Here is a 23,756-nt window from a genome sequence, read left to right as displayed (position 1 = left end):
CGCCGGTGCGGTGGGGGGCGAGCCCTTCCAGTGGGGCACAGGTTCACGCCGCGCACCACTTGAAGGTAAAAGCAACGTTGCAGAGACTATTCCTTCAGGTTTCGAAGTCAAGAGTTGATGTCGTATGACTTGAAACGCATCCTGGATCGCCTTGCGTTCACAAGTTGAATCGATCTTGGGGTGTGAAGGTGAGGCACCGGAAGAGGGAGCCGGCCGGGGCGGCAGGTCAGCGCAGCCGCTGGCTGATGACCTTCGAGACGCCGTCGCCCTGCATCGACACGCCGTACAGCGCGTCGGCGACCTCCATCGTCCGCTTCTGGTGCGTGATGACGATCAGCTGCGAGGACTCCTGGAGCTCCTGCATGATCCGGATCAGCCGCTGCAGGTTGGTGTCGTCCAGCGCCGCCTCGACCTCGTCCATCACGTAGAACGGGCTGGGACGCGCCTTGAAGATGGAGACCAGCAGCGCCACGGCCGTCAGCGAGCGCTCGCCGCCGGACAGCAGCGAGAGCCGCTTGACCTTCTTGCCCGGCGGCCGGGCCTCGACGTCGACGCCGGTGGTGAGCATGTCGTCCGGGTCGGTGAGCACGAGCCGTCCCTCGCCGCCGGGGAACAGCCGGGAGAAGACGCCTTCGAACTCCCGGGCGGTGTCCCGGTACGCCTCCGTGAAGACCTGCTCGACGCGCAGGTCCACCTCCTTCACGACCTGAAGGAGGTCCGCCCGGGTCTTCTTCAGGTCCTCGAGCTGCTCCGAGAGGAACTGGTGCCGCTCCTCCAGCGCCGCGAACTCCTCGAGTGCGAGCGGATTCACCTTCCCGAGTTGCTGGTACGCCCGTTCGGCGGCCTTGAGCCGCTTCTCCTGCTCCGCGCGGACGAAGGGCCGCGGCTGGTTGCGCGGGTGCCCGGGGTCGTCCGGAACGGTCTCGCCCTCGGCGGGCGGTGACGGCGGTACGGGCTGGTGGGGGCCGTACTCCTCGACGAGCACGGTCGGCTCCACGCCCAGCTCCTCCAGGGAGCGGGCCTCCAGCTGTTCGATCCGCAACCGCTTCTCCGCGCCGAGGACTTCGCCCCGGTGCACCGAGTCGGTGAGCTTGTCCAGCTCCGCCTTGAGGTCGCGGCCCCGGCCGCGGGCGGCGGCGACGTCCTGCTCGCGGGCGCGCCTGGCGGCGTCGGCGAGCGCCCGCTCCCGCTCGGCGCGGGTCAGCGAGACCTCGACGTGGGCGAGCAGCTGACGGGCGCCCGACGCGACCGCCGAGGCGACCTCCGCCTCGTGGCGCAGCCGTGCCCGGCGCTGCTGGGCGCGGGCCCGCGCCTCGCGTTCGGCGCGGGCCGCGCGGTCCAGGGAGTCGGCCCGGCCGGCGAGGCCCTTGACGCGTTCCTCGTGGGTACGGACCTGGAGCCGGGCCTCCATCTCGGTCTGGCGCGCGTTGGAGCCGTCGATCGCGAGCCGGTCGCGCACGGAGGTGTCGGGCTCGTCCGCCCCGCCCTCCCCCGCCGCGGCGCTCTCCTCCGCCACGAGCAGCCGCTCGGTCAGTTCCTCGGCCTCGGCCAGCGCCTTCTCCAGGGCCTCCGCGGCGCGCGCGGCCGCGGAGGCGGTGCGCTCGGCCTCCCCCGCCGCTCCCCTGGCCTGCCCCGCGAGCCGTCCGAGGCGCTGGGCCACGGCCGACTTCTCCCGGTCCGCGGCCCGTCGCCGCTCGCCCAGTTCCTCCACCAGGACGGCGGCGGCGCGGCGCCGCTCGGCGGCCGCCACCTTGGCCGCCTCCAGCTCTTCGCACCGCACGTCGAGGCCGGCGAGCTCGGCCGCCGCCTCGTCCACGGACGCCTGCACCTCCAGCAGGCTCGGCGCCCCGGCGGACCCGCCCTGTGCGAAGTGCGCCCCGAGCAGGTCGCCTTCGGCGGTGACCGCGACGAGGCCCGGGTGGGCCCGTACGACCTCGACGGCCCGGTCGAGACCGTCGACCACGACGACGTCCTTCAGCAACCGGCCGACCGCGCCCATGAGTTCGTCCGGTCCTTCGACCAGCCGGGCCGCCGGGACGGCGCCGTCGACGGCGGGCGGCGCGGGCGGCTCGGCGGCCCCGGCGAGCAGCAGGGAGGCACGGCCCGCGTCCTGCTTGCGCAGCAGGCGGAGGGCCTCGGCCGCCGTGGCCGGGTCGGTGACGGCGAGGGCGTCGGCGGCGGCGCCGAGGGCCGCGGCGACGGGGATCTCGTGGCCGGGGGCGACGGTCAGGAGTTCCGCCGCCGGGCCGAGGAGGCCGGTGAGGCCGGCGGTGAGCAGGGTGCCGGTGCCGTCCTTGCGGCGCAGACCGAGGGCGAGGGCGTCGCGGCGGGCGCGGGTCGCGGCGCGGGCGCGGTCGGCGTCGGCGGCGGCCTCGCGGGCGGTGGTGAGCGCGGCTTCGGCGTCGGCCAGCTCGCGGCGGGCGGTCTCGTGGCGTTCGGCGAGTTCGGTGTCGTCGGCTTCGAGGCCGTCGACCTCGGCCTTCAGCTGTTCGTACTCCTCCTGGGCGGCGACCGCGCGTTCCCGGGCCTCGTCGCGCGCGGCGGCGAGGCGGTCGATCTCGGCCTGGGCGGACGCGGCGCGCGAGCGGGCGGCGTTGACCTGGCCGTGCAGCCGGGCCAGGCCCTCGCGGCGGTCGGCGATGGCGCGGGCGGCGTCCTTGAGCCGGCGTTCCTCGACGGCGAGGGCGCGTTCGAGCTCGGCGCGGTGGGCGACGGTGTCCTCGAGGGCCCGCTGGGCGGCTTCGAGGGCGGCCTCCAGTTCGGCCTCCTGCTCGCGGATCCGGGCGGCCTCGCGTTCCATGTCCTCCGGGTCGCGGCCCCGCCGCTCCTCCGGCGGCTGTGCCGTGGCGCTCTTCACGCGCGCGTCGGCGAGCGAGACCGTGCCGCGCACCCGCTCGGCGAGCTGCGACAGCTCGTACCAGGTCTGCTGGGCGCGCTGGAGCCGCGGCGCCAGCCGGCGGACCTCGTCCTCCAGGGCGGCCTCCCGGGCGAGCGCCGTCTTCAGTTCGGCCTCGGTGGCCTCCTTGCGTGCGAGCAGGGCGGCCTCGTCGGCGACCTCGGCCGTCAGGGCTTCCCGGAGGCGTACGAGGTCGTCGGCGAGCAGCCGGAGGCGTGCGTCGCGCAGGTCGGCCTGGATGACGGCGGCGCGGCGGGCGACGGCGGCCTGCCGGCCGAGCGGTTTGAGCTGGCGGCGCAGCTCGTCGGTGAGGTCCTGGACGCGCGCCAGGTTGGCCTGCATCGCGTCGAGTTTCCGCAGCGCCTTCTCCTTGCGCTTGCGGTGCTTGAGGACGCCGGCGGCCTCCTCGATGAAGGCGCGGCGGCCCATGGGGTCGGCGTGCAGGACGGAGTCGAGCTGGCCCTGGCCGACGATGACGTGCATCTCGCGGCCGATGCCGGAGTCGGAGAGCAGGTCCTGGATGTCGAGCAGCCGGCAGGTGTCGCCGTTGATCTGGTACTCGCTGCTGCCGCCCCGGAACATGATCCGGGTGAGGGTGACCTCGGCGTAGTCGATGGGCAGCGCGCCGTCGGAGTTGTCGATGGTCAGCGACACCTCGGCACGGCCGAGCGGCGGCCGCCCGGTCGTGCCGGCGAAGATGACGTCCTCCATCTTGCCGCCGCGCAGCGACTTGGCGCCCTGTTCTCCCATGACCCAGGACAGGGCGTCCACGACGTTGGACTTGCCCGAGCCGTTGGGCCCGACGACGCAGGTGATTCCCGGTTCGAACCGCAGCGTGGTGGCGGAGGCGAACGACTTGAAACCGCGGAGCGTCAGGGCCTTGAGGTGCACGCCTGCGGACTCTACCCGGGGTCCCGGGTTTCACCCGTGAAGGTGCAGGGCACACCCTTGGCCAGGGAGGGTGGGACACCTGGGGGCAGGGCGCCCGCGCGAGAAAGAGGTGCGCAAGAAAGAAGGGACGCCGAAGCGCCCCTTGCATATCCAGTTGTGCGGCAAGAGTGTTTCTCACCTGGCCCCTCGGGTCGGGGACTCAGGTGAGCGCGGGCTCCGCCTTGGTGACGTCGAGATCGATGCTGTCCAGCAGCGACTCTCCCGTGTGCTGAGCGGCGGCAGCGTTGAGCGCGTCGTTCTCCGACTGGATCCGTACAAGCTCGGACTCCAGGTCCTGGACGCGCTGCTGAAGCCGTCGCATCTCGGAGAGGAGTCGCGGGTCGGAGCCGCCGACGTAACCGAGAAGCGCCTTTGCCATGATGGATGGTCCTCCACACTGAGTGACCGACCGAAGCGGTGTGGGTCGTGAGGGATTCGCACCCGCGGTGCTCGACCATGCTCTTTGTCGTGCCCGTTCTCACGGTCGAACAGCTAAGGTGCGCGGGGCTTCCAGAGTCTCACCAAAAAGTTTGACGGTCAACACGATCACGCCCGACATCAAGGGGTCACCGGGGGGCTGCGGCCGCGGAAAGGGCGGCGGCGCCTCGCAACTCGGTGCCCGAGGGGCGTGGAGATCATCCTTACTCGCGCAGCCTGGCACGGCAAGCCCTTCTTGGCAACCACCAGGCCGTTTTCGCTTCCGCGACCGTTCACCGCACCCCCGTCCGAGAGCGTTCGAGGCCGTCGGACAGGGGTGCGGGAGGGGTCGCGGGACGGGGCGTCAGCGGATGGCGAAGGTCTCGTAGCCGCCGCGCGGGGTGGCCCATATCTCAGTGACGCCGTCCACGCGCCCGGGCGTGTCGGCGGAGCGCAGCCAGTCCAGCAGTCGGTGGCAATTCTCACTCGGCCCCTCGGCCACGACCTGGACCCGGCCGTCGTCGAGGTTCAGGGCGAAGCCGACGAGCCCGCCGATCTCCAGGGCGTTTGCCCTGGTGAACCAGCGGAAGCCCACTCCCTGTACCCGGCCGCGCACCCAGGCGGTCATCCGTACGTCGTCAGTCATGCCTGCACGCTAACGGGCGAATTGCGGAAGGAGCACGTCAGCCCGGCGTGTCATGGCGTACAGTCCGTGCGGAACGGGGATCGCCCGATCGGCGGAGCCCTGTCCGGCGCTCCTCCGGGAGCCCCGCAAAAGCAAAGATCAGCAAAGATCGCAGTTCACGGGCCCGGATGCGCCGGGCCGGACGCGGCGGGCCGGTGCACCGGTCCGGTTCGAGGTTTCACAGGTCAGGAGGCGAGCGGATGGGACGGCATCGCGGCGAACGGCGCGGCGCGCCCGTACGCACCGGGCTGCTCGGCGTCTCCGCCGCGGTCGCGGTCGGTGCGATCGGCGTGGCCTCGGGTCTGCTGCCCGGCGGCGAGACGTTCTCGGTCGGCAACGCCGGCAAGGAGACGCCCCGGGTGGAGGCCGCCGACCGGCAGGCTCCGAGCCTGACCACCCAGGGCGGCTCCTCGGTGTCCCCGGCGGACCGGTCGGCGAACCCGGGCGGCGGTACGGGCGCGGGCAAGGGCACCGGCAAGGGCGCGGCGAACGGCAAGGCCGCCTCGCCGTCGGCGGCCCCGTCGCCGAAGCCCACCCCGTCGAAGACCGTGACCGCGCCCCCGGGCCCGAAGCACTCGACGGTGACGCCGGCGCCGAAGCCCGAGCCGAAGTCCGAGCCGGTGAAGACGGCCGCCCCGACCCGGGCCCCGGCCACCGTGGCCCCGGCCTCCCCGTCCGCCACCGTCCGCTCCGCCGCCGCGCGGGAGCGGGCCGCGGAGGCCGAGGTCGTGCGGCTGGTGAACCTGGAGCGCGCCAGGGTCGGCTGCGTCGCGGTCCGCCCGGACGCCGAGCTCGCCGCCCTGGCCGGTGCCTTCAGCGCGGACATGGCCGCGCGGAACTTCTTCGACCACACCGACCCCGACGGCGACTCGCCGTGGACCCGCGCGCAGCGGGCGGGCGTGATGAACCTCGGCGGCGAGAACATCGCCCGCGGCCAGGTCGACGCGGCCGCGGTCATGACGTCCTGGATGGCCAGCGACGGCCACCGGGCGAACATCCTGAACTGCGACTACAGGACGCTGGGCGTGGGCGTCAGCTTCGCGGACGGCGGTCCGTGGTGGACGCAGGACTTCGGCTTCTGAGGTCCGCGCCCCGCGTCCACGCGTGAAAGGGCCCCGTCACCTTGCCGGTGACGGGGCCCTTTCGCGTGCGGTGGATCAGGCGGCGGCCTTGCCGAGGGCGAAGGTGCGGGCCGTGCCGGCGACGCGGCGGCCGAGGTGCTCCGCGGTCGCGATGTCGGCCTTGTGGACGCCCTCCGGACCCAGGTCGTTGTGGGTCTGGGCGCCGGCGCCGGAGAAGAAGCCGAGGCGGTTGATGTCGTTCTCGGAGGCCTCGCTGGTGTTCCAGCCGGGCTTCAGGCCGAGGTTGACCCAGGTCATGCCGTGCTGGCCGGCGAGGGTCTGGAAGAACTGCAGGGTGTGCAGCTTGTCGCCGCTCTTCGAGGCGGAGTTGGTGAAGCCGGCGGCCAGCTTGTCCCGCCAGGTGTCGGTGAACCAGCGCTTCGAGGAGGCCTCGGCGAACTGGTGGAACGCGCCGGACGCCGTGCCCATGTAGGTCGGCGAGCCGAAGACGATCGCGTCGGAGCCGTCGAGGAGCTCCCACTGCGCCTCGGTGATCTCGTCGACCTTGATGAGGTGGACGGTCGCGCCGGCCTCGACGGCACCGTCACGGACGGCCTCGGCGAGGACGGCGGTGTGGCCGAAGCCGGAGTGGTAGGCGATGGAGACGACGGGCGTGGTCATGGAGGGACTCCTCGGCGAGGGGTGGGGGGACGCCAAGAAGTAGAGCACTAACTTTCCGAAAGCGCAATGCTGTGGTTAGCGCTGACTGACGCGCAGCGCTGCGTGCGCGTATGGTGGGAGGCATGAGTGACGCCCTCGCCTACGACGTGTTCGCGAAGACCTGCCCTTCGCGCGGCACGCTGGAGCACGTGACCGGCCGGTGGGGCGGCCTGATCCTGGGCGCCCTCCACGAGGGCACGTTCCGCTTCAACGAGCTGCGGCGCAGGGTCGACGGCGTGAGCGAGAAGATGCTGTCGCAGACGCTGCACGCGCTCGAACGCGACGGGCTCGTCCACCGCGACGCCCAGCCCACCAATCCCCCGCGCGTCGACTACCGGCTCACGCCGCTCGGCCACGAGGTCGCCGGGCAGCTGCTCGGCCTGATCCGCCTGGTCGAGGGCCGGATGGACCGGGTGCTCGCCGCCCGCGAGGCCTACGACGCGGAGCACGAGCCGGTCACCGGACGAACGGCGTGATCCGCCGCACCCCTCGTCGCGCCGTGCCCCGCCGCACCCCTCGTCGCGCCGTGCCCCGCCGCACCCCTCGTCGCGCCGTGCCCCGCCGGGCTCCGGTCCGGCCTACGCCGTGACGACCCGCGGCGGCCGCTGGCAGCGCGGGCAGAAGTAGCTGGAGCGGTTCATCCAGGGGCGCCTGCGCAGGGGCGTGCCGCACCTCCGGCACGGCTCGCCCTCCCGCCCGTACGCGTCCAGGGAGCGGTCGAAGTAGCCCGACTCGCCGTTCACGTTCACGTACAGGCTGTCGAAGCTCGTGCCGCCGGCCGCGAGGGCCGCGTTCATCACGTCCCGGACGTGGCCGAGGAGCTCGGCCGCCTTCGGCCGGGTCAGCGTCGCCGTCGGGCGGTCGTAGTGCAGCCGCGACCGCCACAGCGCCTCGTCCGCGTAGATGTTGCCGACCCCGCTGATCAGCGACTGGTCGAGCAGCGCCCGCTTGATCGTGGTCCTCCGCAGGCGCAGCGCACCGGCGAAGGCGGCGTCGTCGAAGGCGGGGTCCAGCGGGTCGCGGGCGATGTGCGCGATCACGTCGGGCAGTCCGTCGGCGCTGTCCGGGGCGGTGTCGTGCAGCGAGAGTCCGCCGAAGGTCCGCTGGTCGACGAAGCGCAGCTCGGTGCGGTCGGAGTCGGTGAAGCGGAGGCGGATCCGCAGGTGCTTCTCGTCCGGGGCGTCCTCGGGCTGGACGAGCAGCTGGCCGCTCATCCCGAGGTGGCCGAGCACGGACGCCTCGCCGCCTTCGAGCGGCAGCCACAGGTACTTGCCGCGCCGCCGGGCGATCCCGAAGCGCTGTCCCTTCAGCCGGGCCGCGAAGTCCGCCGCGCCCTCCGGGTGGCGCCGTACGGCCCGCGGGTGCAGGACCTCGGCCTCGGCGACGGTCCGGCCGGCGACCCACCGCTCAAGACCGCGCCGTACGACCTCGACCTCGGGCAACTCGGGCACGGGACGCACTCCTCGGGACGGCTTCCTGGACTGACGTCCGCAGCCTACAACCGCTCGGGAACACCGCTGCCCCCGTCCCCTGGAGCGGGGACGGGGGCAGCGGTGGAACGAAGGACGAAACGGACGATCAGGCCGTGGCCTGCTCGTCGGAGGCGTTCTCGGCCGCGGCCTTCGCCGCCGCCGCGCGCTGGTCCGCGGCGGCGCGGATCTCGCGCCACGCGGACTCGGCCGCCTGCTGCTCCGCCTCCTTCTTGCTGCGGCCGGTGCCGGTGCCGTACGAGACACCACCGACGCGGGCAGCAGCAGTGAAGGTCTTCTCGTGGTCCGGGCCCTCCTCGCTGACGAGGTACTCCGGAACGCCGAGACCCTCGGCCGCGGTCAGCTCCTGGAGGCTGGTCTTCCAGTCCAGGCCGGCGCCGAGGTTCGAGGACTTCTCGATCAGCGGGTCGAAGAGCCGGTGCACCAGCTCGGACGCCGCGTCGAGGCCCTGATCGAGATAGACCGCGCCGATCACCGCTTCGAGGGTGTCGGCGAGGATGGACGCCTTGTCCCGGCCGCCCGTGCCTTCCTCGCCCCGGCCGAGCCGGATGAACGAGCCAAGGTCGAGGCCGCGGCCCACGTCCGCCAGTGCGCGCGAGTTGACCACCGCGGCCCGCAGCTTGGCCAGCTGGCCTTCGGGCAGGTCGGGGTGGGTGCGGTACAGCGTGTCCGTGACCACCAGGCCGAGCACGGAGTCCCCGAGGAACTCCAGCCGCTCGTTGGTGGGCAGACCGCCGTTCTCGTACGCGTACGAACGGTGGGTGAGCGCACGCACCAGAAGGGCGGACTCGAGCTGATACCCGAGCCGCCCTTCCAGAAGCGTGTGGGACGAGGCCGAATTGACGTGGTCAGACATCGTGCCTCTCACCGGCCCCTCAGACGGAGAGGACCTGGCGCTTGTTGTAGGTGCCGCAGCTCGGGCACGCGATGTGCTGCTGCTTCGGCTCCTGGCAACGCTCGCACGAAACCAGGGGGGTGACCGCAGCCTTCCACTGCGACCGGCGGTGGCGCGTGTTGCTGCGCGACATCTTCCGCTTCGGAACAGCCACGGCTACTTCTCCTGCTTCTCGTCGACACCGGATGCGGCATCGCTCATGTTGTCCTTCTCGTCGGCTCCCAGTGAACCGGCGAGTCCCTGCAGTGCCGCCCAACGCATGTCGACGGCGTCATGGTGGTGGTCCGGGTTCTCGTTCAGGTTGGTTCCGCACTCGGAACACAGACCTTCACAGTCCTCCCGGCACACCGGCTGCATGGGCAGTGCGAGCACCACCGCATCGCGCAGCACGGGCTCGAGGTCGAACATGCCGTCCTCGAGGGGAATCATGTCCTCGTCGTCCTCGGCTTCGTCGTCCGCGACCGCCTTGCTGCGGCCCCGGTCGTCGGAGTCGGGGTACGAGAACATCTCCTGGAAGTCCGCGTCGACATCAAGCTCGACGGGCTCCAGACACCTTACGCACTCCCCCTCGGCCGATGCACGGGCGGTGCCTGTGACAAGCACCCCTTCCATGACCGACTCGAGACGGAGCTCGATCTCCACCGGGGCGCCCTCGGGCACCTCGACGACCCCCGCGATCCCCAGGTCCCTGGGGGCGTCGACCGTGCGGGAGAGCCGCTGCATGGCACCAGGACGCCGCCCCAGCTCGTGCGTGTCGAACACGAGGGGGTTGCGATGGTCGAGGCGCGTGCTCAGGGCTCTTCCTGCTTTCGGATCGTTCACCACGTGAGGGGGCTGCCTGGCGCGGGCAGCACGGATCGCGGACATACGCGCGACCGAACAGCCAGAATACTGGACGCTTCGCTCAGGGCCCAATCCGGGTCGTGAGCCCGCTCCCCGTACGGGTCGGCGAGCCCTCGCCGGCGACCGGGCACGGCCCGCGCCCGGTCCGCGTCAGTGACCCTGCTCGTACCGGCGCAGCTGCTCCAGGTCGATCATGCTCGTGTCGAAGAAGCTGGTCTCGTCGAGGGCCGCGGTCTGCGGCTGCTGCTGGACCTGGGGCTGCGGCTGCTGCTCGTAGCCGTACTGCTGCTGGTAGCCGTACGGGTCGGCCTGCTGCTGATAGGCGTACGGGTCCTGGACCGGCTGCTGGTAGCCGTAGGGGTCCTGGACGGGCTGCTGCGGGTACCCGTACGGGTCGGGCTGGACCTGCTGGGACGGGATCTGGACGGCGGGCCGCGGCTGCTCGGCGGCCGGCTCCGGGTCGGCCAGCTCCGCGAGCCCGGCGAGGTAGTCGGCGTCGCTGGTGTGGAGGGGGTTGCCCGCCGCGTCCTGGGCGGCCATGTGCTCGCCGAGGGCGTCGCTGGCGATCCGGCCGTGCAGCTTCTGCCGGCCGCGGCCGACCGCCTCCAGGGTCTTGCTCAGGACGGCCTCGAAGGCGCCCAGCTTGGCGTCCACGTAGCCGTCGGCCCGCTGGATCAGGGTCTGCGGGTCGGCGCTGTACTCGGGGGCGTCCTCGTCCGCGTACCCCTCGGCGTCGAGGCCCGGGCCGCGGCCGAGGAGCTTCTCGCGGCCGCGGTCGACGGAGGCGATGGTCTTGTTGAGGACGACCTCGAAGTTGGCGAGCTTGGAGTCGACGTAGTCGTCGGCCTCGGCGCGGATCTCCTCGGCCTCGCGGCGGGCCTCGGCGAGGATCCGCTCGGCCTCGTCCTGCGACTGGCGGGCGACCTGGGTGTCGGAGATCAGCGAACCGCGCTCGGCGTGGGCGGCCTCGATGATCCGCTCGGCCTCCCGGCGGGCCTGCTCGACCATCTGCTCGCGGCCGCCGAGCAGCTCCTGCGCCTGGGCGAGGGAGCCGGGCAGGGCCTCGCGGACCTCTTCGAGCAGCGCGAGCAGCTCGGCCCGGTTGACCACGCAGGACGCCGACATGGGCATGGAGCGGGCGCTCCGGACCGTATCGACGATCTCGTCGAGCTTCTTCTGCACGTCCACCGGTGCTCGCCACTCTCTACAGCTGGATGGAGACGGACGGGACGACTGTAAGGCCAGTGGGGCCCTGTCCGGGACCAGGTGACGGAGCGTCAGTGGAGGTGGCCGGCGGTCACTGCCCGGAGCGCTTCTCGGCGAGCCGCTCGGTGAGCCGGTCGAGCACCGTGACCGGCACCAGGTGGGAGACGTCGCCGCCCCAGGCCGCGACCTCCTTGACCAGGGAGGACGACATGAAGCTGTACGTCGGGTTGGTGGGCATGAAGAGCGTCTCGACGCCGGAGAGGCCGTTGTTCATCTGGGCCATCTGCAGCTCGTAGTCGAAGTCGCTGACGGCCCGGAGTCCCTTGACGATGGCGGGGATCTCGCGCTGCTTGCAGAAGTCCACCAGCAGTCCGTGGAAGGACTCGACCTCGACGTTGCCGAAGTCGGCGGTGACCTCGCGGATCAGCTCGATCCGCTCGTCGACGGTGAACAGGCCCCGCTTCGCCGGGTTGATCATCACCGCGACGTGCACGATGTCGTACAGCTTGGAGGCGCGGGCGATGATGTCGAGGTGTCCCTTGTGAATCGGGTCGAACGACCCGGGACAGACGGCGCGGCGCAACTTGGTTCCCTCGCTCTCCGGTCCGGTCATCGTGCGTCTTCGCACGTAGAGGCGGCGCGACCGTACCAAAACGTGCCTTCGCCGTAGCGACGGGCCCGCAGGGGTGCGAAGCCGTCCGGCCAGCCGAACTCGCCGCCGCGGGTGCTGCGCTCCACGGTGACGAGGGCATCCTCGGCGATCCAGTCCCCCGCGCGCATTGTGAGGAGGATCTCTCGAAGATCGTCGTCGGGGACGGCGTAGGGCGGGTCGAGGAAGACCAGGTCGTACGGCTCGGCGGGCGCCGGTCCGGTCACGATCTGTTCCGCCTTGCCCGTACGGAGCTCGGCACCGGGCAGGCCGAGCGAGCGGATGTTCTCGCGCACGGTGCGGGCGGCGCGCTGGTCGGCCTCGACGAGGAGGGCGTGGGAGGCGCCGCGGGACAGCGCCTCCAGGCCGACGGCTCCGGAGCCCGCGTACAGGTCGGCGACGCGCGCGCCGGCGAGGCCGTGGAAGGACTCCCAGGTGGAGAAGAGGCCTTCCCTCGCCCGGTCGGAGGTGGGCCGGGTGCCGGTGCCCGGGGGCACGGCGAGTCGGCGTCCGCCGGCCGTGCCGGCGATCACGCGGGTCATCTGGGGTCCTCGGTCTCCGTCAGCGGTTGCGTACGCCTCAGCTTAGGTGGATCCGCCCGGCGGGGAGACGGGCGCGGGCCGGTCAGCCCTTCTCCAGGTATTCCTCCCGGTCCTTGTCGAGCAGGGCGTCGAGCGCGGTGCGCAGCGCCGGGTGGGCGGTGAGGTCGGGGTCGGCGAGGACGAGGGCGGTGGCCTCCTCGCGGGCGGCGGCGATGACCTCCTCGTCCTCGATGACGGCGAGGACCCGCAGCGAGGAGCGCACGCCGGACTGGGCCTGGCCGAGGACGTCGCCCTCGCGGCGCTGCTCGAGGTCGATCCGGGAGAGTTCGAAGCCGTCGAGGGTGCCGGCGACGGCGTCGAGCCGCCGGCGGGCGGGGCTCGCCTCGGGCATCTCGGAGACGAGCAGGCACAGTCCGGGGGCGGAGCCCCGGCCGACGCGGCCGCGGAGCTGGTGGAGCTGGGAGACGCCGAAGCGGTCGGCGTCCATGATCACCATGGCGGTGGCGTTGGGCACGTTCACGCCCACCTCGATGACGGTGGTGGCGACCAGCACGTCGGCCTCGCCCGCGGCGAAGCGGCGCATGACGTCGTCCTTGTCGTCGGGGTGCATCCTGCCGTGCAGCACCTCGACGCGCAGTCCGGCGAGCGGGCCGCCGCGCAGCTGTTCGGCGACGTCGAGGACGGCGAGCGGCGGCCGCTTCTCGGCCTCGTCCTCGGGGCTCGCCTTCTTCCCGGTCTTCCGGTCCTCCTCGTCGCCGATGCGCGGGCAGACCACGTACGCCTGGTGTCCGGCTTCGACCTCCTCGCGGACCCGCTCCCATGCGCGGGCGAGGAAGTGCGGCTTGTCGGCGGCGGGCACGACGTGGCTGGCGATCGGGGAGCGTCCGGCGGGCAGCTGGTCGAGGACGGAGGTCTCCAGGTCGCCGAAGACGGTCATCGCGACCGTACGGGGAATGGGCGTGGCCGTCATGACGAGCAGGTGCGGCGGCTGCTTGCCCTTGCCGCGCAGGGCGTCGCGCTGTTCGACGCCGAAGCGGTGCTGCTCGTCGACGACGACCAGGCCGAGGTCGTGGAACCGCACCTTGTCCTCGATCAGCGCGTGCGTGCCGATGACGATGCCGGCGTCGCCGCTGACCAGGTCGAGCAGGGCCTGGCGGCGTGCGGCGACGCCCATGGAGCCGGTGAGCAGCACGATCTTGGTGGCGTGTTCGGCGCCGCCGAGCATGCCTCCCTCGGCGAGGTCGCCCATCATCTCGGTGACCGACCGGTGGTGCTGCTGGGCGAGCACCTCGGTGGGGGCGAGCATCGCGGCCTGGCCTCCGGCGTCGACGACGGCGAGCATGGCGCGCAGCGCGACCATGGTGTTGTGCGTCACGGTGAAGTGGTCCGTCACGTACGCGTGGTCGGGGTGCGCGACGCTGATGCACTGGACGGGCTTCCGCGCCACGTACTCGACGGAGCGGACGGCCCGCCTGAGGGCGTGGTGCTTCGGTCGTGGACGTACTCGGGCCGCTTCGCGGGACAGCCTGAACGGGGCGTACTCGTCAGGGAGGCCGACGGAGACGTCGAACGCGGCCTTCCTCGGCAGGACGCGCGCCCGTCCCCCCAGTGAGCGCACGAGCCAGGCCACGTCCTCGGCGAGCCGCGGCGAGGCCGATGCGAAGGACGCGCTCATGCCGTCCCCGTGGAGGGTGCCGCCGGTGTCCATGAGGCCTTGGAGCAGGGCGAGCCTGTTCTTGATCGACGTGTTCTTGAACGCGGCGGGAACGCATGTGTCGTGGGATGACGCACCCCACGCGCCGAGGTCGCGGAGGGCCTGGACTACGGGGTTGCGTACGTCGCCTGCGCCGTGGGTCGGCCGGATCGTGTGGTCACCGGTGGAACCGGTCACGGGCACGAGGTGGCAGAAGGGCGCGACGGCCGCCGCCACCGCGTCGCGGATCTCCGGGTCGATCGCGGACAGCCGCAGGCCGTGCCGGAAGGAGCCGTTCCCGAGCAGCACCCCGAAGAGGTAGGGGTCCAGGGGCAGCGGCGCGTCACCACCGAGGTCGACGGGAGTCGCCACGGGCACGTACCACTTCGGCGATCCGTCCGCCTCGACGAGGTCGTCCCGGATCTCCCGGGTGGTCATCACCTCGGGTGCCCGGCCCCGGTGCCACCCGTCGCTCGTCCCCACGATCCAGAGGTGTTCGTCGTCGCATTCCACCGTGGTGTCGTCCGAGAGGACCAGTCGCCACACGTCACGCTCCCCCTGCGGAAACACCCCGTCGACCAGCGCGATCTCCGCGGATGGCGTGACCACCTCGTCCCCGGCCCGCAGGTCGCCGATGCGCCGGAAGCCTTCGGGCGTGAGCACGAGGGAGTCGAGCGGCTGGGCCTTCCCGCTGCCGACCTCGCCCTGGAGGAGGCGGTGCATGGGGTGGTCGGTGGCGAGGTCGTCGAAGATCTCCTTCGAGACCTTCCGCTGACCGTCGGTGAGGGTGAAGGGGAGCCGGGCGTCGAAGGCGGTGAGCAGGCCGGCCGCGGCGGGGCGGCGGGGGACGGCGGGCAGCTGGGTGTCGGCGTGCCGGCGGCGGGCGAGGGCGACCTGGAGGACGAAGGCCTCGTCCCACTTGAGGCGGTCGCGGGCGGCGGCGATGTCGGCCTTGGTGCGGGGCCGGTGGATGCGGGTGAGCGCGTCGGGCAGGTCGGTGAGGCCGCGGCCCTCGCGCAGGGCGGGCGGCAGCGGGTCGACGAGGCCTTCCCAGCCGGTGGCGGCCATGGAGTCGAGCGCGATGCCGACGGACTGCTCGATGGCCCAGGACTCCAGCTGCTTGCAGGCCGGGTAGAGGGGCAGCAGTTCGCTCGCGAAGGCCTTGACGGTCTCGGTGCCGCTGTCGGCGTCGAGGAGCTTGTACTCGGGGCGGGCGAGCTGGAGGCGGCGGTTGAAGACGCCGACCTTGCCGGCGAACATGGCGCGCCGGCCGGGCAGGAGTTCCTTCTGGTGGAAGTGGACGGCGCGGCCGAAGAAGACCAGCTGCATGCGGCCGCTGCCGTCGGTGATGGTGACCTCGAGGCGCAGGCCCTTGCCGCGGCCGCCCTTGTCGAAGGTGTGCACGCGCGCGTCGGCGACCTGGGCGACGACGGTGACGTGTTCGTCCAGCGGCAGGTCGGCGAGCGTGGTCAGCTCGCCGCGTTCGGCGTACCGCCGGGGGTAGTGGTGGAGCAGGTCGCCGACCGTGTGCAGGTCCATGTGCTCGGCCATCACCTTGGCGGTGGCGGCGCCGAGCAGCTTCTTGAGTGGTTCGTCGAGCGCGGGCACGCGGTCCATTGCACACCACGGCACCGACAGCCGTCGCGCAGCCGCGGCGGAACGCGCGGGCGGCGGGGTCCGCCCCGGCCCGGCGCCCGGACCTACTCGACGCCGATGAGCAGCGGCGGCGCGCCGTCACCGGCGTGGTAGACGGTGGTGTCGACGGCCAGGTACGTGGTGCGGACGTGCTGTTCGAGGGTGGTGGCGAGGGCGGCGGGCGTGTCGTCGGCGACGACGAGGGTGACCAGTTCGCCGCCCGCCGAGAGCATGCGGTCGAGCACGGTGACGGCGGTGGCGGTGAGGTCCTGGCCGATGACGGCGACGTCGCCCTCGATGAGGCCGAGGACGTCGCCGGCCTGGCAGACGCCGGCCGAGGTGAAGGACTGGCGTTCGGCGACGGCGAGTTCGGCGTAGCGGGTGGCGCCGGCGGCGGCCGTCATGGCGACGACGTCCTCGTCGAAGCGGCGGTCGGGTTCGTGGACGGCGAGGGCGGCGATGCCCTGGACGGCGGCGCGGGTGGGGATGAGGGCGACCCGGATGCCCTCGGCCCTGGCCTGTTCGGCGGCCGCGGCGGCGATCTGCCGCAGCTCGGTGTCGTTGGGCAGCAGGACGACCTCGCGGGCGTGGGCCCGGCGGATCGCCTCGGCGAGGTCGGTGCCGGTGGGGGTCTCGCCGGGGCGGGCGACGAGGGTGGTCGCGCCGGCCTCGGCGCACAGTCCGGCGAGTCCGTCGCCGGGCAGGACGGCAACGACGGCGCGTCCGGCGGGTTCCGGCCGGGCCTCGAAGTGGGTGACGCGGATGCGGTACGGGCGTCCCGCCTCGACGCCGGCCTCGACGGCCGCACCGGCGTCGTCGACGTGGACGTGGACGTTCCACAGCCCGTCGCCGCCGACGACGACCAGGGAGTCGCCGAGCGCGTCGAGCCGGGCCTTCAGGGTCTCCACGGCGGTGTCGTCGGCCTCCAGGAGGTAGATGACCTCGTACGCGGGTCCGCCGGGCCCTCCCTCGGGCGGGCAGTCGCCGAGGACGACCGGCGCGTGCGGGGGTTCGGCGGAGGGCGCCGGGGTCTCGCCGGTGAGGGCCTCCACGAGCGCGCCGAGCACCGCCACCAGGCCGCGTCCTCCGGCGTCCACGACGCCGGCGCGGCGCAGTACGTCCAGTTGGCCGGGGGTCGCGTCCAGGGCCGTCCGCGCCCCGTCGTGGGCGTTCCTGGCCACCGTCACGAGCTCGCCGCCGGCCGCGCAGGCGGCGGCCGCCGCGTCGGCGACGGTGAGGAGGGTGCCCTCGACGGGGTGGGCGACGGCCCGGCGGGCGGCTTCGGCGGCGCTCGCGAGGGCGCGGGCGAGGTGGTCGCCGTCACCGCCCTCGGCGAGGACCGCGGACATGCCGCGGAGCAGCTGGGAGAGGATGGTGCCGGAGTTGCCGCGGGCGCCGATCAGTGCGCCGTGCGCCATCGCCCGTATGATCTCCGCCACGTCGGGGGCCTGGGGGGAGCGCTTCGCGAAGGCCTCGTCGGCGGCCCGGGCGGCGGACTCGACGGTGAGGTACAGGTTGGTCCCGGTGTCGCCGTCCGCGACGGGGTAGACGTTGATGGCGTCGATCTCCTCGCGCTCCCTGCCGAGCGCCGCCAGCGCCCCTGCGCACCAGGATCGGACCGCTTCGGCGTCGAGGGTCTGCGGGACTCGCGGCAACGGGTGGTCCTCCTGTGCGTCGCGGTGGGTTCACCGCAGGGTAGACCCGCGTCCGTCCGGGGCCCGGGGCGGGGGCCGGGCGGCTCATGGTAGTTTCGTTCCACGGAAGCAGTCGTTGTATGCTGCTTCGGTTGCCCGGCATCGTCGGGCCATTCCCCCGGCAAACCACTTCAGATCCCTGATCCGATTCCGGTGCGCCGGATTTCACTGTAAATCTGAAGTCTTTGGAGTGACCCGTGGCTGCCAACTGCGACGTCTGCGGCAAGGGGCCGGGCTTCGGCAACAACATTTCGCACTCGCACCGCCGTACGTCTCGTCGCTGGAACCCCAACATCCAGCGCGTGCGTGCCGTGGTCGGTCGGACGCCGAAGCGGCTCAACGTCTGCACCTCGTGCATCAAGGCCGGCAAGGTCTCGCGCTAATTGGTGCTCCCCCGCGGAAGCGGGGACAGCCCCGCCGACGTCTCGTCGTAGCGCAGCCTCCCGGTTGCCTTGAAAGGCCGGTTCACCTCGGTGAACCGGCCTTTTGCCATGCCCGGGCGTTCTGCCGTGGTCGGCTCTTTGCCGTGCCCGGGCGTTCTGCCGTGCCCGGGCCCGGGCCGGTCGGCCCGGGCGCCGGTCGGTCAGCGCAGGCGCCAGGCGTGGTCGACCGGCCCGATGCCGCCGCCCAGCGCGAAGCCCGCGGCGATCGCTCCGGTCACGTACGCCTTCGCCTGGCGTACGGCCTCCGGCACCGTCAGTCCCTTCGCGAGTCCCGACGCCACCGCCGAGGCGAGCGTGCAGCCCGTCCCGTGGGTGTGCCGGTTGTCGTGGCGCGGGGCGCGCAGCCAGAGCTCCTCGGAGCCGTCCGTCAGCAGGTCCACGGCCTCCTCGCCGGAGGGCAGGTGGCCGCCCTTGATCAGGGCCCATCGCGGCCCGTACGCCAGGATCGCGCCGGCCGCGCGCCGCATCCCGTCCTCGTCCTCGACGACGACGCCCGTGAGCTGGGCCACCTCGTCCAGGTTCGGGGTGGCGACGGTGGCCGTCGGCAGCAGCCTGGTGCGGACGGCGTCGAGCGCGGAGGCCGCGAGCAGCGGGTCGCCGTGCTTGGAGACGCCCACCGGGTCCACCACGACGGGCACGCCGGTGGCGGCGGTCGTTCCGGCGAGCAGGTCGGCGACCGTCTCGACGAGCACCGCGGAGGCCAGCATGCCGGTCTTGACCGCCTGGACGCCGATGTCGTCGACGACGGCCCGGTACTGGGCGCGTACGGCATCCTCGGGCAGCTCCCAGGCGCCGTGGACGCCGCGCGAGTTCTGGGCGGTGACGGCGGTGAGCACGCTCATGCCGTGGACGCCGAGCGCGAGCATGGTCTTGAGGTCGGCCTGGATTCCGGCGCCGCCGCCGGAGTCGGATCCGGCGACGGTGAGGACCAGGGGCGGCCGGGCGGTCACTCGCCGCCGCCGAAGTGGTCCCAGCCGCCCTTGCTGTGCCAGGGCGCGCCGTCGACGGTCACCTGGGGCAGCGCGGAGGGATGGAGGACCTCGCCGATGACCTTCCAGCGGGCGGGGAGCTTCACGTCGGGCGGGAAGGTGGCGACGATCGCGTGGTCCTCTCCCCCGGTGAGGACCCACTGGAGCGGGTCGACGCCGACGGCCTGGCCGATGTCGTTCATCTGGCTGGGGATGTCGATGAGGCCGGAGCGCAGGTCGATGCGGACCTTGCTGGCCTCGGCGATGTGGCCGAGGTCGGCGATCAGGCCGTCGCTGACGTCGCACATGGCGGTGGCGCCGAGCCCCGCGGCCGCGGGACCGGCGTGGTACGGCGGTTCGGGGCGGCGGTGCGCCTCGACGAAGGCGCGCGGGGAGCGGAAGCCGCGGGAGAGCACCGCGTATCCGGCGGCGGACCAGCCGAGCCAGCCGGTGTAGGCGACCACGTCGCCGGGCTGGGCGCCGCCGCGGGTGACCGGGTCGTGGTTGCGCAGGTCGCCGAGGGCGGTGATGGAGACGGTGATGGTGTCGCCGCGGACCACGTCGCCGCCGACCACCGCGGCGCCGGCGACCTGACATTCGTCGCGCAGTCCGTCCATGAGTTCGACGGGCCAGGTGACGGGCAGTTCGGCGGGCACGACCAGGCCGAGCAGGAGCGCGGTGGGCACGGCGCCCATGGCGGCGATGTCGGCGAGGTTCTGGGCGGCGGCCTTGCGGCCGACGTCGTAGGCCGTGGACCAGTCGCGGCGGAAGTGGCGTCCTTCGAGCAGGATGTCCGTGCTGGCCACCACCCGCCGGTCCGGGGCGGAGACGACCGCGGCGTCGTCGCCGGGCCCGATCCGCACCGCGGGCGTGGAGGTGAGCCGGGAGGTGAGCTCCCTGATGAGCCCGAACTCGCCGAGCTCTCCGACTGTGCCCTTCACCGCGATTCACCTCGTGTCGTCGTGCCGGCCGCCGCGCCGCTCCGCCGCTCCTCGCCGTGCGGGTCGCGGGCCGTCACCGTGCCGGATACCGTCAAGTAGACCGTCAACTTCTCATGCGCGTACGCCACCCCGCGTGCGCCTCCGAGCTCGGAGGTCTCCCCGCGGCCCGCGGCGACGCGGTACCGTGGCGTCTCTTTCTCCCACAAGATCCTCGTGGTCGCCCTGGAGGTTCCGTGGTACAGGCGTACATCCTTATTCAGACCGAGGTGGGCAAGGCGTCGACCGTCGCCGAGACCATCGCGAAGATCACGGGGGTGATCCAGGCCGAGGACGTGACCGGTCCGTACGACGTCATCGTGCGTGCGGAGGCGGACACCGTGGACGCGCTGGGCCGCATGGTGGTCGCCAGGGTCCAGCAAGTGGAAGGCATCACGCGCACCCTCACCTGCCCGGTCGTGCATATCTAGCCCCCGTCTACCCTTGGCCGGTGACGTCTTCCCACCGGCCCTTCGGCCTGGCCGCTTCCGCCGCCGCCCTGCTGCTGGCCGCCACCGGCTGTTCCGCGTCGGACGCGGAGACGTCGGTGCCGGTTCCCGGCCCTCCGGCGGCCGAGGCCGCCCTCTGCCGTGCCCTCGCGAAGGAGCTGCCCGGCACCGTGGCGGGTCAGGAGCGGGCCGGCACCGAGCCGGAGTCCGAGCTGACCGCCGCGTGGGGGGATGCGGCGATCGTACTGCGCTGCGGCGTGCCCCGGCCCGAAAAGATGAACGATCCACAGGCCCAGGGCGTCGACGTCGACGGCGTGGGCTGGCTGGTCGAGCAGCGCGCCGGCGCCGGACCCCGCTTCACCACGACGTACCGCAGGACCTATGTCGAGGTGTCGCTGGACGCGCGGTACGCGCACGACATGGGCCCGCTCGTGGATCTCGCCGCCGCCGTGAAGAAGGCCGTCCCCCCGAGTCTGTGACCCGGGGGCACGGCCCGTGGCACCGCCGGGTCAGCGCAGTCCGGTGGAGCGGTTCAGCGCGGCCTGGATGAGCCGGTCGACGAGCTCCTGGTAGCCGACGCCGCTCTCCTGCCACATGCGCGGGTACATGGAGATGGGCGTGAAGCCGGGCATGGTGTTGATCTCGTTGATGACGAAGTCGCCGTCCTCGGTGAGGAAGAAGTCGGCGCGCACCAGGCCCTCGCAGGAGACGGACTCGTAGGCGAGGACCGCGAGCCGCTGGACCTCGGCGGTGGCCTCGTCGCCGATGGGCGCGGGCACCAGGCCGGAGGCGGAGTCGATGTACTTCGCCTCGAAGTCGTAGAAGTCGTGGTCGGTGACCGGCGGGATCTCGGCGGGCACGCTGGCGCGCGGGCCGTCCTCGAACTCCAGGACGCCGCACTCGATCTCGCGGCCGCGCACCAGCGCCTCCACGATGATCTTCGGGTCGAAGCGCCGGGCCTCCTCGATCGCCTCGTCGAGGCCGGAGAGGTCGTCGACCTTGGTGATGCCGACGGAGGAGCCGCCGCGGGCGGGCTTCACGAAGAGCGGCCAGCCGTGGTCGGCGGCGAACTCCACGATCTTCTTGCGGGCCGCGGCCGGGTTCTGCTCCCACTCGCGGGGGCGGACGACCTCGTACGGGCCGACCGGCAGGCCGAAGGAGACGAAGACCCGCTTCATGTACTCCTTGTCCTGGCCGACGGCGGAGGCGAGGACGCCCGCGCCGACGTACGGGATGCCGGAGAGCTCCAGGAGGCCCTGGAGGGTGCCGTCCTCGCCGTACGGGCCGTGCAGCATCGGGAAGACCACGTCGACCTCGCCGAGGGCCTTCGGCAGGGAGCCGGGCTCGTTGAGGACGACCTCGCGGCCGGCCGGGTCGACGGGGAGGACCACGTTGCCGGTGTCGGACTCGGCGAGCTCGGCGACGTCCGGGAGGGAGCGCTCGGTGATCGCCATCCGCTCGGGGGCGTCGGCGGTCAGCGCCCAGCGCCCCTCCCGGGTGATGCCGATGGGCAGCACGTCGTACTTGTCCCGGTCGATGGCGCGCAGGACGGCACCGGCGGTGACGACGGAGATGGCGTGCTCGGAGCTGCGTCCGCCGAAGACGACGGCCACGCGCGGCTTGCGGGGGCTCTGGGTGTTCTCGCTCATAACGCGTTGAGCGTACCCTGCGGCGTCCGAACTCCTGAGCGCCCCGCTTCCGCTTCGCGCGTCCGGCTCAGCGGCGTGTCACCGGCGTTCCGCCTTGGCGCTGCGCGACATCAGTTCCTTGAGCGCGACGACCGGCGGCTTGCCCTCGTGGACGATCGAGACGACGGTCTCGGTGATGGGCATGTCGACGCCGTGGCGGCGGGCCAGATCGAGCACGGACTCGCAGGACTTGACGCCCTCGGCGGTCTGCTTGGTGGCCGCGATGGTCTCCTGGAGGGTCATCCCGCGGCCCAGGTTGGTGCCGAAGGTGTGGTTGCGGGAGAGCGGCGAGGAGCAGGTGGCGACCAGGTCGCCGAGGCCCGCGAGGCCGGAGAAGGTGAGCGGGTCGGCGCCCATGGCGAGGCCGAGCCGGGTGGTCTCGGCGAGTCCGCGGGTGATGAGCGTGGCCTTGGAGTTGTCGCCGAGGCCCATGCCGTCGGCGATGCCGACGGCGAGGCCGATGACGTTCTTCACGGCGCCGCCGAGTTCGCAGCCGACGACGTCGGTGTTGGTGTACGGGCGGAAGTACGGGGTCATGCAGGCGGTCTGGAGCCGCTGGGCGACCGTCTCGTCGGCGCAGGCGACGACGGCGGCGGCCGGCTGCCGGGCGGCGATCTCCTTGGCCAGGTTGGGGCCGGTGAGCACGGCGACGCGCTCGGCCGGGACGTCCGCGACCTCGGTGATGACCTCGCTCATCCGCTTGGCGGTGCCGAGTTCGACGCCCTTCATGAGGGAGACGAGGACGGTGCCGGGGGCGAGCAGCGGCTTCCAGGCGGCCAGGTTGGCGCGCAGGGTCTGGGAGGGCACGACGAGGACGGTGAAGTCGGCGTCGCGGGCGGCCTCGGCGGCGTCCGCGGTGGCGGTGATGCCCTTGGGGAGTTCGACGCCGGGGAGGTAGTCGGGGTTGGTGCCGGTGCGGTTGACGGCCTCGGCGAGTTCGGCGCGGCGGCCCCAGAGGCTGACCTCGCAGCCCGCGTCGGCGAGCACCATGGCGAAGGCGGTGCCCCAGGATCCGTTGCCGAAGACGGCTGCCTTGGTCACTTCTTGCCTTCCTCGGCGGCCTTGCGGCGCTGCTGCAGCCGGGCCTTGCGGTGGTCGTACGGCTCGGCGGGGGCCTTCTCGCCGCGGATCTCCTCCAGGAGCCGGGTGATGGCCGCCATGATCTCCTCGGTGACCTCGCGGAGCACGTCGGGCGTGGGCTCGAGGTCGTGGAAGCGGGAGAGGTCGACCGGCGGGCCGGCCTGGACGACGAGCGTCTTGCGCGGCAGCAGCCGGAGCTTCTTCTCCTTGGCGTACGGCGGCATCGCGAGGTTGGCGCCCCACTGGGCGACCGGGATGACGGGGGCCTTGGTGAGCAGGGCGACGCGGGCGGCGCCGGTCTTGCCGGCCATGGGCCACATCTCGGGGTCGCGGGTGAGGGTGCCCTCGGGGTAGAAGGCGACGCACTCGCCGCGCTCGATGGCGGCGACGGCGGCCCGGAAGGCGTCGAGGGCGTTGGTGGTCTCGCGGTAGACCGGGATCTGGCCGGTGTTGCGCAGCATCATGCCGACGAACGAGCCCTTGAAGAGCCCGGCCTTGGCGAGGAAGCGGGGCACGCGCCCGGTGTTGTACTGGTAGTGCGCGTAGGACAGCGGGTCCAGGTACGAGTTGTGGTTGACCGCGGTGATGAAGCCGCCCTCGGCCGGGATGTGCTCCGTTCCGCGCCAGTCCCGCTTGAAGAGCACCACCAGCGGGGGTTTGGCGATGACCGCCGCCAGGCGGTACCAGAAGCCGATTCTGCGGCGGGACACTCGTGCACCTTTCTCCGGACTGCGCAAGGGGTCAAGTGTCGCCCCATGCTCCTGGCCTGTCGAGGACACCGTACGCCCCGGGGCT

General features: G+C 72.5%; 23 protein-coding genes. 5 read left to right on the top strand and 18 right to left on the bottom strand.

Going from position 1 to position 23,756, the window contains the following annotated elements:
* Window positions 1-226: 226 nt before the first annotated feature.
* From smc to ESG85_RS08780, 3 genes are all read right to left on the bottom strand, one after another.
* Window positions 227-3,787: a chromosome segregation protein SMC gene (gene smc, locus ESG85_RS08795; RefSeq protein ID WP_128977488.1), complete on the bottom strand. Its 3,561-nt coding sequence runs from the start codon at window positions 3,785-3,787 to the stop codon at window positions 227-229.
* 199 nt (window positions 3,788-3,986) lie between these two features.
* Entirely contained in the window at window positions 3,987-4,205 is a 219-nt protein-coding gene (locus tag ESG85_RS08790; RefSeq protein ID WP_128977487.1) for a hypothetical protein, read from the bottom strand.
* A gap of 402 nt (window positions 4,206-4,607) precedes the next feature.
* Window positions 4,608-4,889: an acylphosphatase gene (locus ESG85_RS08780; RefSeq protein ID WP_128977486.1), complete on the bottom strand. Its 282-nt coding sequence runs from the start codon at window positions 4,887-4,889 to the stop codon at window positions 4,608-4,610.
* A gap of 239 nt (window positions 4,890-5,128) precedes the next feature.
* Here ESG85_RS08780 and ESG85_RS08775 point away from each other — a divergent pair, with 239 nt between their 5' ends.
* Complete coding sequence (locus ESG85_RS08775; protein ID WP_128977485.1) at window positions 5,129-6,010, top strand: CAP domain-containing protein; 882 nt, start codon at window positions 5,129-5,131, stop codon at window positions 6,008-6,010.
* Between the two features lie 75 nt (window positions 6,011-6,085).
* On the opposite strand, the gene ESG85_RS08770 is transcribed toward ESG85_RS08775, so the two are convergent.
* Complete coding sequence (locus tag ESG85_RS08770) at window positions 6,086-6,670, bottom strand: flavodoxin family protein (protein ID WP_128977484.1); 585 nt, start codon at window positions 6,668-6,670, stop codon at window positions 6,086-6,088.
* A gap of 122 nt (window positions 6,671-6,792) precedes the next feature.
* Between ESG85_RS08770 and ESG85_RS08765 the strand changes: the two genes are divergently transcribed.
* Window positions 6,793-7,185 carry a winged helix-turn-helix transcriptional regulator gene (locus tag ESG85_RS08765; protein WP_164986196.1) on the top strand — a complete coding sequence of 131 codons (393 nt, stop codon included), beginning with the start codon at window positions 6,793-6,795 and terminating at the stop codon, window positions 7,183-7,185.
* Window positions 7,186-7,287: 102 nt separating this feature from the next.
* Here ESG85_RS08765 and mutM read toward each other — a convergent pair whose 3' ends face one another.
* The 9 genes from mutM to ESG85_RS08720 all read right to left on the bottom strand — a co-directional run bounded on the left by mutM (window position 7,288) and on the right by ESG85_RS08720 (window position 17,317).
* Window positions 7,288-8,160, bottom strand: coding sequence for a bifunctional DNA-formamidopyrimidine glycosylase/DNA-(apurinic or apyrimidinic site) lyase (mutM, locus tag ESG85_RS08760; RefSeq protein ID WP_128977482.1), 873 nt, complete (start codon window positions 8,158-8,160; stop codon window positions 7,288-7,290).
* A gap of 127 nt (window positions 8,161-8,287) precedes the next feature.
* Window positions 8,288-9,055, bottom strand: a complete 768-nt coding sequence (rnc, locus tag ESG85_RS08755) for a ribonuclease III (RefSeq protein ID WP_128977481.1) — start codon at window positions 9,053-9,055, stop codon at window positions 8,288-8,290.
* Between the two features lie 19 nt (window positions 9,056-9,074).
* Window positions 9,075-9,248: a 50S ribosomal protein L32 gene (gene rpmF, locus ESG85_RS08750; RefSeq protein ID WP_030195083.1), complete on the bottom strand. Its 174-nt coding sequence runs from the start codon at window positions 9,246-9,248 to the stop codon at window positions 9,075-9,077.
* A gap of 2 nt (window positions 9,249-9,250) precedes the next feature.
* Complete coding sequence (locus tag ESG85_RS08745) at window positions 9,251-9,961, bottom strand: YceD family protein (RefSeq protein WP_246094889.1); 711 nt, start codon at window positions 9,959-9,961, stop codon at window positions 9,251-9,253.
* A 126-nt stretch (window positions 9,962-10,087) separates the two neighbouring features.
* Window positions 10,088-11,125 (bottom strand): F0F1 ATP synthase subunit B, encoded by a 1,038-nt coding sequence (locus ESG85_RS08740; RefSeq protein WP_128977480.1) that lies wholly within the window; start codon window positions 11,123-11,125, stop codon window positions 10,088-10,090.
* Between the two features lie 109 nt (window positions 11,126-11,234).
* The gene (gene coaD, locus ESG85_RS08735) at window positions 11,235-11,726 is read right to left on the bottom strand and encodes a pantetheine-phosphate adenylyltransferase (protein ID WP_181018996.1); all 492 of its coding nucleotides are present in this window, start codon (window positions 11,724-11,726) and stop codon (window positions 11,235-11,237) included.
* 26 nt (window positions 11,727-11,752) lie between these two features.
* Window positions 11,753-12,334 carry a 16S rRNA (guanine(966)-N(2))-methyltransferase RsmD gene (rsmD, locus tag ESG85_RS08730; protein ID WP_128977478.1) on the bottom strand — a complete coding sequence of 194 codons (582 nt, stop codon included), beginning with the start codon at window positions 12,332-12,334 and terminating at the stop codon, window positions 11,753-11,755.
* Between the two features lie 82 nt (window positions 12,335-12,416).
* A complete protein-coding gene (locus tag ESG85_RS08725) occupies window positions 12,417-15,644 on the bottom strand; it encodes a helicase-related protein (protein ID WP_128977477.1) in 3,228 nt (1,075 codons plus the stop codon).
* 83 nt (window positions 15,645-15,727) lie between these two features.
* Entirely contained in the window at window positions 15,728-17,317 is a 1,590-nt protein-coding gene (locus tag ESG85_RS08720) for a DAK2 domain-containing protein (RefSeq protein WP_128977476.1), read from the bottom strand.
* Window positions 17,318-17,553: 236 nt separating this feature from the next.
* Here ESG85_RS08720 and rpmB point away from each other — a divergent pair, with 236 nt between their 5' ends.
* Window positions 17,554-17,739: a 50S ribosomal protein L28 gene (rpmB, locus tag ESG85_RS08715; RefSeq protein ID WP_003957616.1), complete on the top strand. Its 186-nt coding sequence runs from the start codon at window positions 17,554-17,556 to the stop codon at window positions 17,737-17,739.
* Between the two features lie 200 nt (window positions 17,740-17,939).
* Here the strand turns inward: rpmB and thiD are convergent, their stop codons facing one another.
* Together thiD and ESG85_RS08705 are read right to left on the bottom strand one after the other, a co-directional pair.
* The gene (gene thiD / locus ESG85_RS08710) at window positions 17,940-18,749 is read right to left on the bottom strand and encodes a bifunctional hydroxymethylpyrimidine kinase/phosphomethylpyrimidine kinase (RefSeq protein WP_128977475.1); all 810 of its coding nucleotides are present in this window, start codon (window positions 18,747-18,749) and stop codon (window positions 17,940-17,942) included.
* On the bottom strand, window positions 18,746-19,708 hold the full coding sequence (locus ESG85_RS08705) for a thiamine-phosphate kinase (RefSeq protein ID WP_128977474.1): 963 nt from the start codon (window positions 19,706-19,708) through the stop codon (window positions 18,746-18,748). The genes thiD and ESG85_RS08705 overlap by 4 nt, the downstream gene beginning before the upstream one ends.
* Before the next feature lie 233 nt (window positions 19,709-19,941).
* Between ESG85_RS08705 and ESG85_RS08700 the strand changes: the two genes are divergently transcribed.
* Together ESG85_RS08700 and ESG85_RS08695 are read left to right on the top strand one after the other, a co-directional pair.
* Window positions 19,942-20,175: an Lrp/AsnC ligand binding domain-containing protein gene (locus tag ESG85_RS08700; protein ID WP_128977473.1), complete on the top strand. Its 234-nt coding sequence runs from the start codon at window positions 19,942-19,944 to the stop codon at window positions 20,173-20,175.
* Window positions 20,176-20,195: 20 nt separating this feature from the next.
* Window positions 20,196-20,672 (top strand): DUF3515 domain-containing protein, encoded by a 477-nt coding sequence (locus ESG85_RS08695; protein WP_128977472.1) that lies wholly within the window; start codon window positions 20,196-20,198, stop codon window positions 20,670-20,672.
* A gap of 30 nt (window positions 20,673-20,702) precedes the next feature.
* Here the strand turns inward: ESG85_RS08695 and ESG85_RS08690 are convergent, their stop codons facing one another.
* From ESG85_RS08690 to ESG85_RS08680, 3 genes are all read right to left on the bottom strand, one after another.
* Window positions 20,703-21,842, bottom strand: coding sequence for a D-alanine--D-alanine ligase family protein (locus ESG85_RS08690; protein WP_128977471.1), 1,140 nt, complete (start codon window positions 21,840-21,842; stop codon window positions 20,703-20,705).
* Between the two features lie 78 nt (window positions 21,843-21,920).
* On the bottom strand, window positions 21,921-22,922 hold the full coding sequence (locus tag ESG85_RS08685) for an NAD(P)H-dependent glycerol-3-phosphate dehydrogenase (RefSeq protein ID WP_128977470.1): 1,002 nt from the start codon (window positions 22,920-22,922) through the stop codon (window positions 21,921-21,923).
* On the bottom strand, window positions 22,919-23,671 hold the full coding sequence (locus ESG85_RS08680) for a lysophospholipid acyltransferase family protein (RefSeq protein WP_128977469.1): 753 nt from the start codon (window positions 23,669-23,671) through the stop codon (window positions 22,919-22,921). The genes ESG85_RS08685 and ESG85_RS08680 overlap by 4 nt, the downstream gene beginning before the upstream one ends.
* Window positions 23,672-23,756 lie beyond the last annotated feature (85 nt).

Origin of the sequence: Streptomyces roseicoloratus (assembly GCF_004117935.1) — a bacterium.
GTDB classification, from domain to species: domain Bacteria; phylum Actinomycetota; class Actinomycetes; order Streptomycetales; family Streptomycetaceae; genus Streptomyces; species Streptomyces roseicoloratus.
The sequence above is the reverse complement of the archived record's forward strand: the minus strand, read 5'-3'. Positions and strand labels throughout refer to the sequence as shown.

What these genes read in the sequence shown, in the direction of transcription:
- ESG85_RS08790 (WP_128977487.1), bottom strand. Translation starts at nt 4,205, where the DNA reads ATGGCAAAGGCGCTTCTCGGTTACGTCGGCGGCTCCGACCCGCGACTC.
- ESG85_RS08780 (WP_128977486.1), bottom strand. Translation starts at nt 4,889, where the DNA reads ATGACTGACGACGTACGGATGACCGCCTGGGTGCGCGGCCGGGTACAG.
- ESG85_RS08775 (WP_128977485.1), top strand. Translation starts at nt 5,129, where the DNA reads ATGGGACGGCATCGCGGCGAACGGCGCGGCGCGCCCGTACGCACCGGG.
- ESG85_RS08770 (WP_128977484.1), bottom strand. Translation starts at nt 6,670, where the DNA reads ATGACCACGCCCGTCGTCTCCATCGCCTACCACTCCGGCTTCGGCCAC.
- ESG85_RS08765 (WP_164986196.1), top strand. Translation starts at nt 6,793, where the DNA reads ATGAGTGACGCCCTCGCCTACGACGTGTTCGCGAAGACCTGCCCTTCG.
- rnc (WP_128977481.1), bottom strand. Translation starts at nt 9,055, where the DNA reads ATGTCTGACCACGTCAATTCGGCCTCGTCCCACACGCTTCTGGAAGGG.
- ESG85_RS08745 (WP_246094889.1), bottom strand. Translation starts at nt 9,961, where the DNA reads ATGTCCGCGATCCGTGCTGCCCGCGCCAGGCAGCCCCCTCACGTGGTG.
- rsmD (WP_128977478.1), bottom strand. Translation starts at nt 12,334, where the DNA reads ATGACCCGCGTGATCGCCGGCACGGCCGGCGGACGCCGACTCGCCGTG.
- ESG85_RS08725 (WP_128977477.1), bottom strand. Translation starts at nt 15,644, where the DNA reads ATGGACCGCGTGCCCGCGCTCGACGAACCACTCAAGAAGCTGCTCGGC.
- ESG85_RS08690 (WP_128977471.1), bottom strand. Translation starts at nt 21,842, where the DNA reads ATGAGCGAGAACACCCAGAGCCCCCGCAAGCCGCGCGTGGCCGTCGTC.